We start from the raw sequence: 17,954 nt of genomic DNA, 5'->3' as shown, positions 1-17,954 counted from the left end.
ACCCCGTGACGTGTTTCCGTGTCCTTGATTCGCGTCATTTTCCACGTCATATAGCATCTTGTGACTATTTACGACTGCAATTACGGCAAAACATTGACTTGGATGCCGTCCTTGCGATCGATTGCCGAGCTTTAAATTGCTAAGTCCGCGGCCAATGGCCACGGACTGCGCACATATGATTTGGGAGCGACGACGAACCCGTTCAGCATTAGTCGGACTAGTTGCTTTCCACCGCAACAGGTTCTTCCAGCTCGTCGTCGGCTTCCCAACGCCGGGACCGCCGGACTCCCAAGAGAATTGATGCCGCAATAACTGCGACCAGAAGCAGGATCCATCCGGCTGGGATGGACCAGAAAGTTGTCGAAGCTGTGCTGAACCCGGCCGGCAATGAGTCGATGTCTTCGGCGTTCACTCTAACTTCGACCTGCTGCCATAGCAGCGGCCAGAGTCCCGGCAGCTGCTGTTCGATTGCCACAATGGACCCGGGTAGCAGTTCATCGAGCTGGTATTCGGACGATGTGGATCCCCAGCCGAAGGGGCCAGATGCAGTGATCGTGTAGCTGCCCCGGGCCCGCAGATTCCCTTCGTTGGCCACGGTTGCGCCCACGATGGCATCAACCGGTTCGAACGGGTTCCACGCGATGGGCGCCTGGGCGCTGGCTGCCGACACGTTCAGCTTGACTGCTCCCTCGCCACCGACTCGGACAGCCAGCTGCGTGGCCAGTCGGCGGTCGACCACCACGGTTCCAGCCGAGGTATCGATATAGGACGAAACCATGCCACCCAGATAGTCCCCCGGCGCGGCGTCCGTTGGAATTTCGACAGTGAATTCGACCGAGGTTTTCTCCCCCGGTCCCAAGGCTACTTCAGCTTGGTCTACCTCGATCCACGCGCCCACGGTAGTAGCCAGGTCGGTTCGCTCGGAGAGTTCCAGCGACCCGTTGCTGGTGGTCGCACCGTCTGCGGGATAGACGGCCAGTGAAATTTCTTCGGTCCCGTAGTTGGTGATCTCGAAGGAATCCCGGGCCTGTTCCCCGGGCTCGAGATCGTAGGCGAAACTCGACCGGGTTTCTGTGCCGCCCGGGTTGGTGCCCCACGACAAGTCATCGCCATGAGCAGCCGGCGCCGTAAGGGCAGTGGCGATGGCTACCGCGAGCACACTGATCGTTGCACGGTGTCGCAAGTTCTTGCGGGTGGCGTATTGCTGGAACATCTTTTCCTCGGGAATGTGGTCGGCAGAAATGGTGGCGGCACGCACCACGGGGAACGCTGTGCGTGCCGCCGGTGAAGCTGGAACTCTACTTCTGGATGGCGGTGATCGTCAGAGTCGAGCTGTAGTTGCCGGCAGCGGCTTCAGCCGGTGCCAGCAGCTGGATGCCGGTGTTCAAAACGGCTTCGGATGCGCCCGTTGCCGAGGCCAGCGGAGCGGTAGCTGACAGGCCATTGCCGGTCGCCGGCGCCACGGCCGCACCCAGGCTGACAACGCCCGTGGTTCCCGCGCCGGCCGGAGTCCAGCCCAGAGCCTTGGCGCCGAAGGCGTTGGATCCGTCGGTGAAGTCTGTGGCCTTGCCATCCAGGCTCCAGCCTCCGGAAACTTCGCGGCCGTCATTTACGGTGATGGTCGGCAGGGTGCCGTTGGCAGTAAAACCTGCGGCATTCTGGGTGGCAGCCCCGAGGTTGGCAGTCGAGTCGGCGATGCTCCATTTGAAGACGCCCGGTTCGCTTGGTTCGGTCTCCTTCTCCGGAACGGTGACGTCCACCTCGACGTCCTTGGAATCGGAGTCCTCGGGTGCTTCCGGCTCGCTTGGCAGTTCTGCGTCGACGATGTCCCAATCGACACTCAGCGGGGTGGCGACTTTGCGTGCGTCGGCGCTGCCACCCGATGAGTACCAGTAGGACTGAGTGCCGGTTTTGCCTTGGAATTCAACGAAATCCGCGGGGAAGGAACCCCAATTGGCGCCTTCCTTGACCTGGCTCAGGCCGGCTGGCGCCTCTACTTCCTTGTATTCCGGGCTGACGCTGAATCCGTCGGCATCAACGGTGACGCCCTTCAGGTTCGCCAGGGTAATGGTCTGCGGTGCGATGGGAACCCAGGTACTGGCATCGTTCATGTCTGCCTGGTAGCCCGATCCGGTGGCCTTCAGGGTGGCAGATCCGTCGGCTTTGACGTTCAGCACTGGATCCGTGGCGGTCCAGTAGGTCAGTCCGCTGTAGAACACGGAGGTGAACGACCCTTCCCACGAAATCGTGGCTTCGCCAGTCACCGGGTCGACATTGCCGGAACCTTGGCTCAGTACTACCTTGTTGTTGCTGACGTTGGTGGTACCGATGGGCGAAACTGCGCTACCCGAACCGGTCTGGCACTTGGTGTCCCAGGTCGGGGCAATGCTGGTTGAATTCGGCCCGTCTTTGAGGATGCTGACGTTTCCTTCAACAGCCTTGTAGAAACCGTCCTCCTGGGTCCAGGCGCGGGACGAACCGGAGTTGCCGGCCTTGCCCGCCGACAGGAAGTTGCAGGCGCCGGGCTGGAATGCACCGGCTCCCGATTCCAAGTTCAAGCCCCAAGTCAAGGTGACGCCATTGACTGCTTGCTCTGCGGCTTGGGCGGGTGCGGCCACTGCCGCCATGGTGATAGCTGCCGACGCTGCAGCGGCTAGTGCTAGCGGCTTGCGAATCTTGGACATGCCGTTCTGTGAGGACATTTCCCCTCCGAGTGATTTGTAGAATGGTGCCCGGACCCTGGCGGGCCTGGTGCGTGGGTATCGATGAAGCTCCGTGGGTTCAATCCCACGAGCATGTGTTGTTTCCGGCCCCTACTTTTTCGACGAGAAGGGCCAGACCAGCCATCCGCGGCGGAATCCAATCCATGCCGCGGAAGACAGCGCCAGCAAGCCTGCCAGGGACCACAGCAGAGGCTGCCGGTAGTCCTTGGCCCGCTCGATGGCCTCCGGGATCAGCGACTTCCCCAGCCAGTTGATGGCACTGGCCGTGTGGTTCGACGCTTGAAGCACCGTGGTGCCCAGCCCGGGTAGTTCTGCCAGCGGGGCTTGGAGTGCCGCCGCTGCTTGTTGCAGGATGTTCGTCGTCGTGGTGTCCGACAGCGAACTTCCCCCGCCCAACGTGGTGTCGTTGGAATCCTCTGTGCTCCCGGCGGTTTCGTCTTGCGCCTCGGGAGTGCTTTCCGTGCCGGCTTCCGGTTTCTCCAGCACCAGGTTCTGCGGCGTGTAGCTGATGTACACGTCGCTGGCGACTTTCGCCGCATCGCGCTTGCCGCCGGTGGAGAACCAATATCCGGCCTGACCGGTCTTGGCGTTGAAATCGATCCAGCTTTCAGGGAAGGAACCCCACCAGTCGCCGGTGCGCGACTGCGCGGCATCGGCCGTGCCATTCGTGGCCACCGACTTGTACGCTGGCGTGGTGATGATCCCCTTCTTGCCCAGGACCACCTGGGGAAGGTCTGCCATGGTGATGCTGGTGTCGGCGAGCTTGGTCCATTTGGAGGTGTCGTTCATGTCCGACCCGAAGCCGCTGGCCGTGGCGGTCAATTTGCCCTGGCCGTTGGACACGCTGAGCACCGGGTCCGAAAGCGACCAGTAGGTCATGCCGCCGTACATCGCCAGCGTGAAGGAGCCCTTCCAGGAGATCCGTGCGGTGCCTTTGGCGGTGTCGACGCTTCCCTTGCCCTTCTCGATGACCACTTGGGCGCCGGTGCCGGACTCGTCGTAGCCGGTGCCGACCTCGCGCCCCGAGGCATCCTGGCATTTGGTGTCCCAGGAATCGAGCGCCCATTCGCCTCCGGCATCGGGCGCTTCGATGCGCGAGTTGCCGTCCTTGGACTTGTAGAACCCGTCGGATTCAGCCCAGGTCCGGCTCGTCCCGGCATCCCCGGCGATCCCGGCAGACAGGAAATTGCAGCCGCCGAAGAACGAACCGGAGGTCATCTCGGTGTTGACTCCCCAGCGGAACTGGGCATCGGTCACCTCGAAGGTGCCAGCGTCCGGGATGACTACCTGGACATCGATCTGTTCTTCGCCGCTGCCGTGGCCAGCGTGGGCCGCCACCGGTGCGAACAGCGAGCCCAGCAGCAAGGGTGTTGCCATGACGGCGGCCAGCCGGCGTCGCACGCTCATACGTGTTCCTTGTGAGGGGATTCTTCCAGCCGGTCCAGTGCTGTGGTCTCGGGATCTGCGTGCTGCGCCGCGGCGGGAGCCTTGATTGCCCGCGAAGGCTTAACGCGCCGCTTGCGGGTTGCCGGGCGCTGGGCTGGCGCGGCAGTTGCCGACGTGGCCTTCTTCCGTTGCCCCTTGCGGGTCAAGGTCGTGATCAGCGAACTGAGCACCAGCAGGAGCAGCACCGCGGCGGTGGCGATGACTGCGATCATGGCCCAGCGCATCCCTTCCTGGTTTCCTTTATCGGCCACGGGCAGCAACGCGGAATCAGCCATCACGCTGAATTCAGCCTCGACGCTGTTGCCTGAACCGGCGCCGGTGAGCTTGAGCTTGTGCGTGCCTGCGGTCATGTCGGAAGGAACCTGCACGGCACCTGCGATTTCGCCGAACTGGCCCGCCGTGATCGGCCCGGCGGCCGTCAGCCCGGAGGACAGGGTGGCCACGACCTGCTCGCCGGCGGCGAATCCCCGGCCGGTGAATCCCAACGATCGGCCGGCGATGACGGTCTGCTGTTCCAGGCCCAAGGCCGGTTCGCCGGCGGCGACGGCCGTCAGCGGCTCTCCGGCACCAGTTTCCTGCGCTTCCTTGGACGTCCCTGGGGCTTGGGATCCTGCTGCGCCGCTGCCCTGGCCTTCAGCGCCGGGGTTCTGCGTGGCGGTTCCTTCCGGGGTCCTGGTGGTTGGCACAGAATTCTGCGTGGAATTCTCCCGCGCGGCACCGTTCTGCGTACCACTGTTCTGCGCGGCAAAGGCGGAAGCCGCGAAGGAAATCGGCTGGAATGATTCATTGCGGCCATTGGACACCCCGTGGGCGCCGAAGGTGATGATGCCGCACTGCACCTCTCGGCAGTCGACAGTTGTGCTGCCGCCGGATGCGCTGGCGGCGGTGAAGGTCGGTCCGGGGATCACCATGGACAACTTGAAGGTGCCATTGGCGGAGAGCACCCCGCCGTTGGCGCTGTCTGCGGTGCTGGATCCGGGGAAGGCGACGAAGCGCTGGTAGCCCTTGTTGTTCTTGGACTGGGAGTCGGCCACGTAGAAGAAATCCTTGTCTGCCTTGCCTCCCTTGCTCGGCTGCCAGGCAGAGCTGGCCACATAGCCGAAGACCACGTAGATGCCGCCGAATCCCTTGTCGATGGACTGGAACCCCGACCCGCTGACGCTGAGCGTGGTGGGACCGCTGGCCGAAGCCTTATTGGTCCCCGCGGAGGAGGTGACGCTCAGCCGCGCTGCAGAGTCCGCAGGCGTGGCCACGGTGCCCCCAAAGCCCTGCGTCAGCACCAGAACGGTGGCCAGCAGGGCAATGAACAGCCCGCGGGTGCGCGGTGCCTGCATGCTCGTCATATCAGTTCCTTTTCACGAATGGAGATTGGCTGCAGGTGCGGGCGCAGCGGGGTGATGACCAGGGCTCCGTTCTCCGGGTGCCGCATCACGCTCAGCGGATAGCGGTAGACCCGTTGCAGGTTCTCGGCGGTCAGCACCTCGTCGGGTGCGCCGGCCGCCGCGACGCGGCCGTCCTGCAGCAATACGATGCGGTCCGCGTAAGCCGCGGCAAGGGACAGGTCGTGCAGCACCACCACGGCGGTGGCACCGTCCCGGGCGCGCTGGCGGACCATGGTCATCAGCTGTTCCTGGTACCGGATGTCCATTGGCGCGGTCGGCTCGTCGAGCATGATGATCCGGGTTTCCTGGGCCATGACACGAGCGAAGGCGATGCGTGCCTTCTCCCCGCCGGACAGCGTCTGCACGGTGCGGCTGGCCAGGGACTGCGACTCGGTGCAGCGCAGCGCGGCGGCCAGCACCTGGTCGTCGCGGTATTCCTGCTCCGTCCCCACCCAGGGAGCGCGGCCCATCCGGACCACTTCTTCTCCGGTGAAGGCGAAGGACACCCGGGACTCTTGAGTCTGTACAGCGCGCACGCGGGATAATTGGCGCACTGACCACGATTCCAGCGGCTTTCCGGCCACCATAATCTGGCCGGATTCCAGGGGTTCATCACCGCTCAGGGCCGCGAGCAGGGTGGACTTTCCTGCGCCGTTGGGGCCGACCAACGCCACAACTTCCCCGGTGAACAGCTCGAGGTCGATCTCCTTGAGAATCGGTGCTCCACCCAGCTGCACCTGGGCTCCGCGCACCTGGATCACAGGGGTCGCGCTCATGACCAGCCCCCTGCCCCGCGGCGGGTGCGGCGGATCAGCCAGAAGAAGAACGGCCCGCCAACCAGCGCGGTCAGCATGCCGATGGGCAGGTCAGCGTTGGCGACCAGCGTTCGGGCGGCGGTGTCTGCAGCAAGCATCAGCAGGGCGCCGCCGAGGGCCGAGGCCGGAAGCAGCAGGCGGTGTCCCGGGCCCAGCGCCATGCGCAGGATGTGCGGGACCACAAGCCCCACGAAACCGATAATGCCGGCGAAGGCCACGGCAGCAGAGGTCAGGAACGCGACGATCACGATGATCCGGCGGCGCAAGGATTCCACGTTCACGCCTAGGTGTCGGGCTGGCCGTTCACCCAGCGCCAGCAGGTCGAGCTTGCGGGCCATGGTATATGCCAACAGGATGCCGGCCAGCGCAATCGGCCCTGCAATCGCGACGTTGATCCACAATGTCCCGTTCAGCGAGCCGAGCTGCCAGAAGACGATTTCCTCGCGGGCAGATGAATCGCCAACAAAGGTCATCAGCGCGATAACCGCTCCGGCGATGGCGTTGATCGCCACTCCTGTCAGCACCAGCGTGACCACCTCGGTGCGTCCTGCGTGCCGCGCGGTCAGGTAGACCAAGCAGGTCGCGATCAGCCCGCCGAGGAATGCCGCCACCACCGTGGTCCACTGTCCGAAGAATGTCAGCCCCAACGCAATGGAGGTGCAGGCGAACGCCGCGGCTCCGGCTGAGACTCCGACGACGCTGGGTTCAGCCAGCGGGTTGCCGAAGACTCCCTGCATGATCACGCCTGCCGACGCCAACGCGGCGCCGACCACGATGGCCATCAGCACCCGCGGGAAGCGGATCGCCCACAACGCGGACTCCGCATGCTGGTGGGCCGGCAGCTCGCCCCAGTCGAGCCCGAGGCGATGGAAGATGCTGGCCAGGATTTCAGGCACAGAGATCTGCATCTGCCCTACGCCGGCGCTGGCCAGCGTGGCAATGGCCACCGCGGCGGCCAGGGCTACGAGCACAATGGCATTGCGCACTGAGCGGCCTGGGCTCTGCCTCGCGGCCGGCAGCTGGGTGTCCGGAGACTTGGCGGCCGAAGGCGCGTTCTCCTCTAGTCGCAGCGGCCGGGTTATCTGCTCCAAGCTCATGGGGCGACCGCCATTTGCGGCGCGTAGATAGCTACCGACAAGGCTTCCAGCACGGCCGCGGAATTGGGGCCGAAACTGAGCAGTTCCGCGTCGGCCATGTCCACGATTCGCCGGTTCTGTCCCGCAGGAGTATGGGCCAGCGCCGGAACGGTGTCTGCGATGCCGTCAATCCCGCCGAGGGATTCAAGCCCGCCGGTCATCATGATGACCAGATCCGGAGCCGCTTCCACCATGGCTTCGTCGGTCATCGGGCGCATGCCTTTCCATCCGATCTCGGTGGCCACATCGATGCCGCCCAGAGAGGTGATCAGCGAATCTGCACCGGATTCCTTGCCGAAAATGTAGTAGATCCCCGATTGCCCGCGGGCGTAGAGCAGCAGCATGCGCAGGCGCCGGTCCCCCGTGGGTGCGATCCCGGCGATCTGCTCGGTGATCTTCGCCATTTCCGCCGAGGTTCTTTCGGCGAGTTCCTCGCCCTGTGCAGGTACGCCGAGCGCTTGCGCAACGGTGTTGATCATCTCGGCGGTAGTTTCGAGACTACGCGTGGAATCGAGTGTCACGACGGGGATTCCGGCCTGGCGAACCTGCTCGATCACGTCCCAAGGGCCCAGTGATGAGTCAGTGATGATGACCGTGGGGGCGAGTTGCAAGATCGCCTCGGCGTTCAGTTCGTGCCCGTTCTGCGTCACCAGCGGAAGGCCGGCGGCTTCCTCGAAAGTTGTCGAGGTGTCACGTCCCACCACGTTCTCTCCCAAGCCCAGGTCGAAGACGATTCGCGAGGTCGTTCCGTAGAGATCCAGCGGCAGGATCCGCGAGATGTCGGTGACCGTGACTTCGTTGCCCTGCGCGTCGGTGACGGTTGCCGGCAGCGCCGCTTGCGGGTTCTTCGCTACGGGATTGACCCCGGCTTCGGCCAGAACCGCGGTCGACGGCCCCTCATGGGACTTGGGGTTTTCCATGACCTGGACCTCGGACAGCGCTTTGCCATCGCCGCTGGCTTCACCTCCGACAGCAGCCGAACTGCAGGAAGACAGGGCCATGGCGACGGCAAGGAGCAGTGCCCCTAAGCGGATCGGCGCACGAGTGAATAGATTGCGAAGCACGGGAATCCTAGATGCGAGTGTGAGTTGCGCTTTAGGTAAAGGTTACCTAACTACTGGATCCTAGCTTAACGAATCCATCTGTTGGCAAATTTTCTCGATCGCGAACTCAATTCAGAAATCTCTTTAGGGCACTGCTTCATAACTTTATTCACTACCGGAAGTTTCAATTCCACTTATCGGCAATTTATATCAACCCTTGTCAATCAATAATTAATTTCACTTTTAATCTGAAAGCGTGACTCTCGAAACATTTCTCAACTCACAGCTTCACAAGAATTTTTTCAGCTTCTTCTTCGAGGACACTCGTCAGGGCATCAATTAATTAGGTTAGCCTTAAGAAAATCTCGCAACTACTATCCACCAAGGACCATGGGGAACATGACCATCACCGACACCTCGCAGTTTTCAGCCCAGCTTCGCAGCGTGACCCAAGAAGACCACCACGCAGCCGAATCCAGTGACTTCATTACGACGCTCATGGGCGGGGAGCGCTCGGCACGCGACTACACCCTGCTGATTTCCCAGTACCACTACATCTACGAAGCGCTAGAAGAGGAAGTCCGGGCGCTTGCCTCGCATCCGGCGCTCACCGATATCTTCGATCTGCACCTTGAGCGCGGCGCGCAGATCATTAAGGACCTGGAGGTCCTGTTGCCGATGCACGACTGGGAGGAGATTCCCGCCGCACTGCCTGCTACGGAGGACTACGTTGCCGCTCTGCGGGCAGCGGCAGCGGACCCCGCGCGGCTCGTCGCCCACCACTACCTGCGCTATTTGGGTGACCTCTCCGGCGGCCTGGCGATTGGCAAGCTGGTCTCGCGCCACTACTCCATCCCTGACGAAGCATTGAACATGTGGAAATTCGACGCTATCGAGAAGCCGAAGCTCTACAAGGATGCCTACCGCGAAAAACTTGATACTTTCGGGGCCAACCCGTCGTATGCCGAAGCGGTGCTGGATGAAGCGAAGCGCGGGTTCCAGTGGAACAAGGCGATCTTCGAGGATCTCCTGCGCGCGACGTCCCGCAAGGTACCGGCAGCTTCGTAACTGACCCCGACGCAGCGTAATACGCTACTGCCCGGCCTAGTTTGCCGAGCACGGGAATGCATTCGGCTGGAGCGTCGTTGGCAACGGTAGACGCCAACGAAGGAATTTCATGAAAATAGCAATTACCGGTGCCACCGGACAGCTCGGGAACCTTGTCATCGACGCGTTGCTGGAGCGCGGGGCCGATCCCGCGCAGCTGGTGGCCATCGGCCGTTCGGAGGAGAAGCTGGCCCCGTTGGATGGCAAGGGCTTGGAAACCCGGGTTGCCGATTACAACGTCCAGCCAGAGCTGGTTTCCGCACTCGAAGGCGTGGACAAGCTGCTGCTGATCTCGTCCAGCGAAGTAGGCCAGCGCGTGGCCCAGCATGAGAACGTCATCAACGCCGCCAAGCAGGTGGACGTCTCGCTAATCGCCTACACGTCCATCGCCAACGCGATGACCGGCGGCATGGAGCTCGCCGAAGAGCACATCACCACCGAGCGGTTGCTGGCCGGATCCGGCATCGGCTACGTGCTGCTGCGCAACGGCTGGTACATCGAGAACTACACCGACCAGCTGATGGGCTACCTCAACAGCGGCGTGATCCTCGGAGCGGCGGGCGAGGGCAAAATCAGCGCCGCGGCCCGTGCCGATTTTGCTGAGGCCGCCGCGGCGGTGCTGCTCGCCGATGAAGAGCAGAACGGCAAGATCTACGAGTTGGGCAGCGACAAGCCATTCACCCTCGCCCAGCTCGCTGGAGCTGTCGGCGCCGCCGCTGGCCAGGACGTCGCCTACCAGGATATGGATCCCGAGCAGCTGGAAAAGATCTACGCTGATGCTGGCGTGCCAGGACCTTTCGCGCACCTCCTCGTCGATACCGACGTACGCATTCGCGAAGGAGCACTGGAGGTCAATACAGGCGATCTGGCCACGCTGATCGGCCGCGCTCCAGCATCCTTGGGCAAGGTCATCAAGGACAATCTGGCCAAGTAGCCCCTTCGCATCGAGGGCCCAGCGGGCCGGTATCCGCGGCGGTCATTGCCGCGATGCCGGCCCTGCCGCTCTTAAACGTCATGTCCGCGAATATTCGCGCGACAAGGGATAAATTAGCGCCCAAACGGATTGTGCCGCGTGTCACAACCATGCAGGCAGTGCCCGCTCCCGTAAATTTGCGCATACTTCATCCCCACCTGAAGAGGAGATCAAAGTATGCCACGAGCACGATTGAGATCAGTTGCCTGCGCGGCAGCCATCGCCTTGGGCTTAGGAGCCTTCTCGGCCCTCCCGGCGAGCGCGGATCCGCGCCATACCGAAAAGGTTCCGACTGCCATCGGCACCGGAGGCGCAGTGTCTTCGGTCGACCCGGAGGCCACCGCCGCCGGCATTGAAATCCTGCGCAAGGGTGGCAACGCCGTGGATGCGGCCGTGGCCACCGCGGCGGCACTGGGCGTCACCGAACCCTACAGCGCGGGCATTGGCGGTGGCGGATACTTCCTCTACTACGATGCGACGTCGGGCAAGGTCAGCACCATCGACGGGCGCGAAACCGCCCCGGCGGCCATGGCCCATGACGCATTCATCGATCCGGAAACCGGCGAGCAGTACAACTTCACCCCGGAGCTGGTCACCAGCGGAGTGGCAATAGGCGTGCCTGGAACCCTGGCAACGTGGCAGCGTGCCCTGGATAACTGGGGTTCGCAGAACCTGAAAAAGGTCCTGCAGCCGGCAACCAAGATCGCTTCGCGCGGTTTTGTCATTGATGAAACGTTCCGCGAGCAGACCTTGGATAACAAGGAACGATTCGCCGCGTTCCCGGCCACCAGCGAATTGTTCTTGCCCGGCGGAGATGCTCCTGAGGTCGGGACCATCTTCCGGAATCCGGATCTCGCGCACACCTACCGGATGCTGGCCAAGCAAGGCCTTGATGGATTCTATGAGGGAGAGCTGGCTGCCGAGATCGCCCACACGGTGCAGGCACCGCCCAAGAGCACTGGCACCGACCTCCCGGTTCCCGCAGGCCAGCTGTCCACCGCGGACCTGGCCGGCTACGACGTGGTGGAACAGGAACCGACCCAGGTGGATTACCGGGGCTACGATGTCTTCGGCATGGCACCTTCTTCCAGCGGCGGGACGACCATCGGCGAATCGCTGAACATCCTGGGGCAGTTCGATGTGGCGGCCATGGATGAGGCCGATGCCCTGCACCATTATTTCGAGGCAACGGCGCTCGCCTATGCTGATCGCGGCAAGTTCGTCGGAGACCCGGCGTTCGCCGACGTTCCGACCCGGACCCTGACAGACAAGCTGTTCGGCGCAGATCGCGCGTGCGCCATCGACCCGGATCAAGCCGCGGCCAAGCCGGTCGCTCCAGGTGATATCGAAAACTATGATGGCCGCTGCCCTGCTGCCACCAGCGAACCGGTTGAAGAGCAGGACACGGAGAACATCTCCACCACCCATCTGTCGGTGGTGGACCGCTGGGGCAACGTCGTTTCCTACACGTTGACCATCGAGCAGACCGGCGGCTCGGGCATGGTGGTTCCCGGCCGCGGCTTCTTGCTGAATAACGAACTGACTGATTTCTCCACGGTCTACGATCCGCAGGATCCCAACCGCATCGGACCTGGCAAGCGCCCGCGCTCCTCGATGGCGCCAACCATTGTCCTGCAGGACGGCGAACCGGTGCTGGCCATCGGCTCCCCCGGCGGTTCCACCATCATCACCACGGTGCTGCAGACCCTGGTGAACCGCATCGATTTGGGCATGAGCATCAGCGAGGCCATTGCCGCACCACGGGCTTCGCAGCGCAATACGGCCACGGTCACGGCGGAACCTGAGTTCATCGATGCCTACGGCCCGGCTCTTGAGGCCTTCGGCCACAAACTCACGCCAGCTGGCGATTCCTTCACCCCGCAAGCGGAAATCGGCGCCGTTGAAGCGGTGGAAATCGCTGCCGACGGCACGCTCACCGCGGCAGCCGAGCCGAGCAGGCGCGGCGGCGGTTCAGCCATGGTGCTGAAGCCAAGCAAGTAGGCGCGCAGCGAAAACGGCGGCCTGCGGCAACATTCTTTCGAAGTTGCCGCAGGCCGCCGCCTATTGCGCCAGCGGGCCGGATGCTCAGGCTTGGGTGGCCATCCGGTTGGCGATCTTGTACTGGGCTGCGCGGTGGGTGTCCTTCACCCGGTCGCCGGCGCCGAACAGCTTGTTGCGCAGCGTGCCCTCGGTGTACTCGGTCTTGTAGACCCCGCGGGCCTGCAGCTCGGGAACCACGTACTCGACAACGTCCTCGAAGGTGCCAGGGGTGACCGCGTAGGCGAGGTTGAAGCCATCCACGTCGGTGTACTCCACCCAGTCGATGAGCTTCTCGGCAACCTCGGCACCCGAACCGACGGAGACCGGGCCGAATCCGCCCACGCCGATCCATTCGGCCAGCTGGCGGATGGTCCATGGCTTTCCGGTATCGCCGCTGGCCTTCTTGAAGGTCTCCACCGAGGACTGGATGGCGTTGGACTTCACGTCGTCGCCGATGACATCGTCTGGTCCGTAGACGGACATGTCGATGCCGGTCCACCCCGAAAGCAGTGCAAGCGACCCCTCGATATCCACGTAGGAGCTGTAATCCTCGAACTTCGCCTGGGCAAGTTCCGAGGTTTCCGCGGTGATGATGGTCTGCATGGCGAAGACCTTGATGTCGTAACGGCCACGCCCAGCGGCCTCGGCAGCGTCGCGGATCTTGCTGACCGCTTCCTTGAGCAGGTCGCGGGTAGGGCAATTCACGAAGATCGCTTCGGCGTTCGACGCGGCGAATTCGGTGCCGCGCTTGGATGCGCCGGCCTGGTAGATCACCGGGGTGCGCTGCTTCGACGGCTCGGTGATGGCGATGCCCGGGACCTTGAAGTACTTGCCCTCGTGCTCGATCGGGTGCACCTTGGCCGGGTCGGTGTAGACACCGGTTTCCTTGTTGTTCTGCACCGCGTCGTCTTCCCACGAGCCCTCGAGCAGCTTGTAGACCACCTCGAGGTACTCATCGGCGTGGTTGTAGCGCTCGTCGTGCTCCATCTGGTCTTCCTGGCCCATATTGCGGGCGGCCGAGGGAAGGTAGCCGGTGACGACATTCCAACCCACGCGGCCGTTGGTCAGGTGGTCCAGGGTGGCCAAGCGGCGGGCGAAAGCGTACGGGTGCTCATAGGCGGTACCTGCGGTGACGCCGAAGCCGAGGTTCTCGGTCACAGCGGCCATGGCGGAAACCAGCATCATCGGGTCGTTGACGGGCGCCTGCGCGCCGGAGCCCAGCGGGGTCACGTTGGTGCCCTTGTACACGTCGTAGGTGCCCAGCACGTCGGCAAGGAACAGCCCGTCGAACTTCCCCTTTTCCAGCACCTTGGCCAGGTGGGTCCAGTAGCCCAGGGTGTTGTAGGTCGAGGCCTTGTCCTGCGGATGGCGCCACAGGCCCGGCGACTGGTGCACCACGCAGTTCATGTCGAATGCGTTGAATAGGATCTCGCGCTTGTTCTCGCTCATGGCTTTGCCCCCATAGGTTGGTAATCGTGGAAAGTTGCTGGTGTGCGTCGCAGGCCCTCAGGTCCGCTGGGTCGAATCTTCGCCGGTGACGGACAGCCGCTGCGGCTGGACCCCGTTGATCTCGTAGTCCCCGACGATGCGCGCCTTGTAGATCGCCGGGTTATGGGTGGCGATGGTGCGCGCATTGCGCCAATGCCGGTCCAGGTTGCAGCCGCTTCTGGTGGAAGAGGCTCCCAGTGCGTCGAAGAGCTTGCTGGTCACGCCGATGGCCAGTGGCTGCACCACGGTTTGCGCGCGGTTGGCGGCCAGCTCGCATACGGCGTAGCGTTCCTCGTCGTTCAGTCCCGGATCGCCCAGGGCCGCCTCGACTTCGAGCACCGCGCCGATCACCACCGAGTCGGCGGCGAAGGATTCTGCGGACACCTCGCCCACCAGCTGCAGGACCTGAGGTTCCTGGTAGACCGGAACCCCGGTCCCGGTGGTGAAGATGCGGGTGCGCGCCTGCACCGCGCTGCGCAGGTCGTTCAGTGCGGCGCGGGCAATGCCTGCCTGCACGGACATGAGCACCAGCTGGAAGATTGCCGCTTCGGAGTCGTTGCGTTGCTGCGGCATGAAGCAGTCCACCGGGACCTGGTGGAATTCTGTGGTGCCGGTTCCGGTGAGGCCCTGGCCGAACCCATCCCAGTCGTCGAGGATCTTGACGCCGCTGCGCTGGGTGGAGACCACGGCGATCTGGCGGCCGGCGAGCTCCGGGTGGGCCACGGCAACGGTGGTCCAGTCGGCAAAAATGGTGCCGGTGCAGTAGTACTTTTCACCGTCGATCACCCAGCGCCCGTCCACGGTGCTGGCCTTGGTGTTCAAGGTGCCCAGGGCGTTGCCACCGCGTTCGGTGTAGGCGTTGCCGATAATCTGCCCAGCAGCGATGCGAGCGACCCACTTCTTGCGCAGCTCTTCGTCCTCCAGCGCCAAGACGTTCTCGACGAATGCGATATGCGCACGCCACAGCTGGCCTACGTGGGAGTCCGCCTCGGACAGCTCGATGAGCAGACGGAAGACATCCACCAGCCGTGCGCCGTAGCCCCCGTCGGCAACGGAAAGGCGAAGCGCACCGAAACGCTCGCGATTCAGCAGGCCTACCTGCTCGAAAGGAAGCACGCGGTTCAAGTCGCGGTCCTTGGCTGTCGCGGCGATCTGCGCAAAAACGGGACGGAAAATTTCGGCCAGCCGGTCGTATTGCTCATCCGCACTTGGTCCGGGGGTGATTTTCAGCAATTGCCTGGTCGGCAGCTGTTCTTCAAACTTGTCCAGGTCCATTGCGGTGGCCTGCGAAGGGTCACTGACCTGGTTGAAGTCCAGTCCGAGGGCATTGTGCGATTCACCAATAGGCATCAGGGTTCTCAATTCTTTCCATCGGTCCTGGCGGTAGCACCGTCCCGCTATTGGGGTGGTTGCTGCGGCGTCGTGGAGCCAGATCTCTCAGCCGCTCTGGATGGGTCGTAATTCATTTGTAACGGTAATAAACCGGCGTTTCCAACCCGCGAAGTCACATTTCGTCCTAGTGCCGGCAGTGCCCATCTTCAAATTTCACAGCCTAATCCGCGTCCTGCCGAAGATGAGTTGCAAAGTTTTGCTTAATGTCGAGCAAACCGGCCTGCAATAAAATAAATAACGAAATTTCTGGGCAATGTGAGGTAGTTGTCGAAGATTTTTTCATATTACGCAAGATTTGCGTTCAAATCGTTCGACTCGTTGTAATGGACACGTAACCATCCCGAGCGGCCGAGAGATCTGGCTCCACGACGCCGCAGCAACCACCTTTGGAGTTTTGCTCTGCAGGCCGGTGCTACCGCCAGGAACGATGGAGATGAACATGACTCTTTCCTTTGCAGCGCCCGAGGCAGCTCCCGTTGCCTCAGCTTCAAGCGCCCTGGACGTGCAGTTCAGCAACGTGTCGCGAACCTTCACCACCAAGATGGAAAGCCGGACCGTCCTGGCCGATATCAACCTGCAAATTCCAGCAGGTCAAGTCGTGGCCATTCTTGGAGCCAGCGGTTGCGGAAAATCCACGCTGCTGCGTTCAGTATCGGGCTTGGACCACCCCACCACCGGCACCATCCGCACCGGCACCCGCGAGGTCACCGGCATCAACGAGTTATGCGCCGTTGCCTTCCAGGAGCCCCGGCTGCTGCCATGGCGCTCGGTTCGCCAGAACATTGCACTGGGCCTGGCACCGGAAACCGATAAGCGCGCCGGCAACTCGCTGATCGATGAGTTGATCGAGCTGACCGGTCTGAGCCATGCAGCCAGCTTGCGCCCACGCGAGATCTCCGGAGGCATGGCGCAGCGGGTTTCGCTGGCTCGCGCGCTGGCTCGGCGCCCGGGTGTATTGCTTCTTGATGAACCCTTCGGCGCCCTCGATGCGCTGACACGCTTGAAGATGCAGGATCTGCTGCTCTCGATTCACGCATCGTTCCCCACCACTGTTCTCATGGTGACCCATGATGTGGACGAGGCGTTGACTTTGGCTGACCGCGTGATTGTTCTGGGGCGAGGCGCTGGGCATAGTGCAGCGGGCGTCATCGAGGATCTGTCCATCTCAGCTGTGCATCCACGCCGGCATACCGATGAAAAGTTCGTTGCAGATCGCCTGCACCTATTGCGCCTGCTCGGCGTCGACCCAACCAACCATTAGTCCCGGCCACGCCGTGGGTCCCGAACCATTCGTCCCCTTTACCTTTTCACCTACACCGCTTGCACGCACAATTCTAGGATTCTCCATGCTTTTGAACCGTCTCACCCGCCGCACTGCATTGTCCGCCGCCGCCTTGATCGTTGGCGCAGTTGCCCTGACCGGCTGTGCTGGCGAAAACGCTACAGCCTCCTCGGATGGTCAGACCCTGTCCATCGACTTTGCCACTTACAACCCGCTGAGCCTGGTACTCAAGGAAAAGGGATGGTTGGAAGCAGCCGCCAAGGAGCAGGGCGTAAATGTCGAATGGATCCAGTCCGCTGGTTCCAACAAGGCCAATGAAGCTCTTCGCGCCGACGCAATCGATGTTGGTTCCACAGCCGGTTCCGCTGCGCTCCTGAACCGTTCGAACGGTGCACCCATCAAGACCATCGCACTGTATTCGCAGCCGGAATGGGCGGCCCTGGTAGTGGATAAGGACTCGAAAATCGAGTCCGTTGAAGATCTCGCTGGCAAGACCGTGGCCGCTACAAAGGGCACCGACCCATACTTCTTCCTGCTGCAGGCGCTGGAATCCGCGGGCTTGAGTGAAGCTGACATCAAGCTGCAGAACCTCCAGCATGCCGATGGACGTACCGCCCTGGCCAACGGCTCGGTTGATGCCTGGAGCGGTTTGGATCCGATCATGGCCGCTGCCGAAAAAGACGGCGCGCAACTGGTTTACCGGAACTTGGATTTCAACACCTACGGTGCGCTGAACGCTCGCGAAGACTTCATTGAGCAGAGCCCCGAACTCGCCCAGCTCGTTGTCGATGCCTACGAAAAGGCTCGTGGCTGGGCAGCTGACAATCCCGAGGAAACCGCAGAAATCCTGGCCGACGTAGCAGGGCTCGAACCAGGAGTTGCTGCCACCGTCATTGAGGAACGCTCCAATCTGGACGTTCCGGCAGTTCCCGACGCCAAATTCACTGGAGTCCTGAGCAAGATTGCTCCCACGCTGGTCGCTAGCGGCGATGTCTCGGAGCAGGAATCCGTTGATGAAGCTCTGGAAACCCTCATCGATGACCAGTTTGCCGTCAAGGCAGACGCAACAAAGATCTCCGGAAAGTAACCAGCCATGAGTCCCACTAACGTGGCTGGAACCCGCGGAA

The 17,954-nt window shown here is 62.6% G+C and carries 14 protein-coding genes and 2 riboswitches; of the genes, 5 read left to right on the top strand and 9 right to left on the bottom strand.

Annotated elements, in window-relative coordinates; genetic code table 11:
- Positions 1-217: 217 nt before the first annotated feature.
- The 7 genes from ACIOTN_RS09825 to ACIOTN_RS09795 form a co-directional block, all read right to left on the bottom strand.
- Positions 218-1,261, bottom strand: coding sequence for a WxL protein peptidoglycan domain-containing protein (locus tag ACIOTN_RS09825; protein ID WP_402735255.1), 1,044 nt, complete (start codon positions 1,259-1,261; stop codon positions 218-220).
- A 37-nt stretch (positions 1,262-1,298) separates the two neighbouring features.
- Positions 1,299-2,702 carry a hypothetical protein gene (locus tag ACIOTN_RS09820; RefSeq protein WP_402735254.1) on the bottom strand — a complete coding sequence of 468 codons (1,404 nt, stop codon included), beginning with the start codon at positions 2,700-2,702 and terminating at the stop codon, positions 1,299-1,301.
- A gap of 111 nt (positions 2,703-2,813) precedes the next feature.
- Positions 2,814-4,130 (bottom strand): hypothetical protein, encoded by a 1,317-nt coding sequence (locus ACIOTN_RS09815; RefSeq protein WP_402735253.1) that lies wholly within the window; start codon positions 4,128-4,130, stop codon positions 2,814-2,816.
- Positions 4,127-5,512, bottom strand: coding sequence for a hypothetical protein (locus ACIOTN_RS09810; RefSeq protein WP_402735252.1), 1,386 nt, complete (start codon positions 5,510-5,512; stop codon positions 4,127-4,129). Before ACIOTN_RS09810 ends, ACIOTN_RS09815 begins: the two co-directional genes overlap by 4 nt.
- On the bottom strand, positions 5,509-6,327 hold the full coding sequence (locus tag ACIOTN_RS09805) for a heme ABC transporter ATP-binding protein (protein WP_402735251.1): 819 nt from the start codon (positions 6,325-6,327) through the stop codon (positions 5,509-5,511). The genes ACIOTN_RS09810 and ACIOTN_RS09805 overlap by 4 nt, the downstream gene beginning before the upstream one ends.
- A complete protein-coding gene (locus ACIOTN_RS09800) occupies positions 6,324-7,463 on the bottom strand; it encodes an iron ABC transporter permease (protein ID WP_134781187.1) in 1,140 nt (379 codons plus the stop codon). Before ACIOTN_RS09800 ends, ACIOTN_RS09805 begins: the two co-directional genes overlap by 4 nt.
- Positions 7,460-8,566, bottom strand: coding sequence for a hemin ABC transporter substrate-binding protein (locus ACIOTN_RS09795; RefSeq protein ID WP_402735250.1), 1,107 nt, complete (start codon positions 8,564-8,566; stop codon positions 7,460-7,462). Before ACIOTN_RS09795 ends, ACIOTN_RS09800 begins: the two co-directional genes overlap by 4 nt.
- Before the next feature lie 378 nt (positions 8,567-8,944).
- On the opposite strand from ACIOTN_RS09795, the gene ACIOTN_RS09790 reads away from it, so the two are divergent.
- The 3 genes from ACIOTN_RS09790 (at position 8,945) to ggt (ending at position 12,626) form a co-directional block, all read left to right on the top strand.
- Entirely contained in the window at positions 8,945-9,613 is a 669-nt protein-coding gene (locus ACIOTN_RS09790) for a heme oxygenase (biliverdin-producing) (protein ID WP_402735249.1), read from the top strand.
- Positions 9,614-9,722: 109 nt separating this feature from the next.
- Positions 9,723-10,586: an NAD(P)H-binding protein gene (locus ACIOTN_RS09785; RefSeq protein ID WP_402735248.1), complete on the top strand. Its 864-nt coding sequence runs from the start codon at positions 9,723-9,725 to the stop codon at positions 10,584-10,586.
- Positions 10,587-10,802: 216 nt separating this feature from the next.
- Complete coding sequence (gene ggt, locus ACIOTN_RS09780; protein ID WP_402735247.1) at positions 10,803-12,626, top strand: gamma-glutamyltransferase; 1,824 nt, start codon at positions 10,803-10,805, stop codon at positions 12,624-12,626.
- A gap of 84 nt (positions 12,627-12,710) precedes the next feature.
- Here ggt and ACIOTN_RS09775 read toward each other — a convergent pair whose 3' ends face one another.
- Both ACIOTN_RS09775 and ACIOTN_RS09770 read right to left on the bottom strand, forming a co-directional pair.
- The gene (locus ACIOTN_RS09775; RefSeq protein ID WP_402735246.1) at positions 12,711-14,114 is read right to left on the bottom strand and encodes an LLM class flavin-dependent oxidoreductase; all 1,404 of its coding nucleotides are present in this window, start codon (positions 14,112-14,114) and stop codon (positions 12,711-12,713) included.
- 57 nt (positions 14,115-14,171) lie between these two features.
- The gene (locus ACIOTN_RS09770) at positions 14,172-15,503 is read right to left on the bottom strand and encodes an acyl-CoA dehydrogenase (protein ID WP_402735245.1); all 1,332 of its coding nucleotides are present in this window, start codon (positions 15,501-15,503) and stop codon (positions 14,172-14,174) included.
- A 15-nt stretch (positions 15,504-15,518) separates the two neighbouring features.
- Positions 15,519-15,610, bottom strand: a riboswitch (SAM riboswitch).
- Positions 15,611-15,877: 267 nt separating this feature from the next.
- Positions 15,878-15,979: riboswitch (SAM riboswitch) on the top strand.
- A gap of 5 nt (positions 15,980-15,984) precedes the next feature.
- Between ACIOTN_RS09770 and ACIOTN_RS09765 the strand changes: the two genes are divergently transcribed.
- Together ACIOTN_RS09765 and ACIOTN_RS09760 are read left to right on the top strand one after the other, a co-directional pair.
- A complete protein-coding gene (locus tag ACIOTN_RS09765; protein ID WP_402735244.1) occupies positions 15,985-16,806 on the top strand; it encodes an ABC transporter ATP-binding protein in 822 nt (273 codons plus the stop codon).
- Positions 16,807-16,891: 85 nt separating this feature from the next.
- Positions 16,892-17,914 (top strand): aliphatic sulfonate ABC transporter substrate-binding protein, encoded by a 1,023-nt coding sequence (locus ACIOTN_RS09760; protein ID WP_402735243.1) that lies wholly within the window; start codon positions 16,892-16,894, stop codon positions 17,912-17,914.
- Positions 17,915-17,954: the final 40 nt, after the last annotated feature.

Source organism: Glutamicibacter sp. NPDC087661 (genome assembly GCF_044743275.1).
Taxonomy (GTDB): Bacteria; Actinomycetota; Actinomycetes; order Actinomycetales; family Micrococcaceae; genus Glutamicibacter.
Note: the sequence above shows the minus strand (reverse complement) of the source record. Positions and strands in the feature narration are given on the sequence as shown.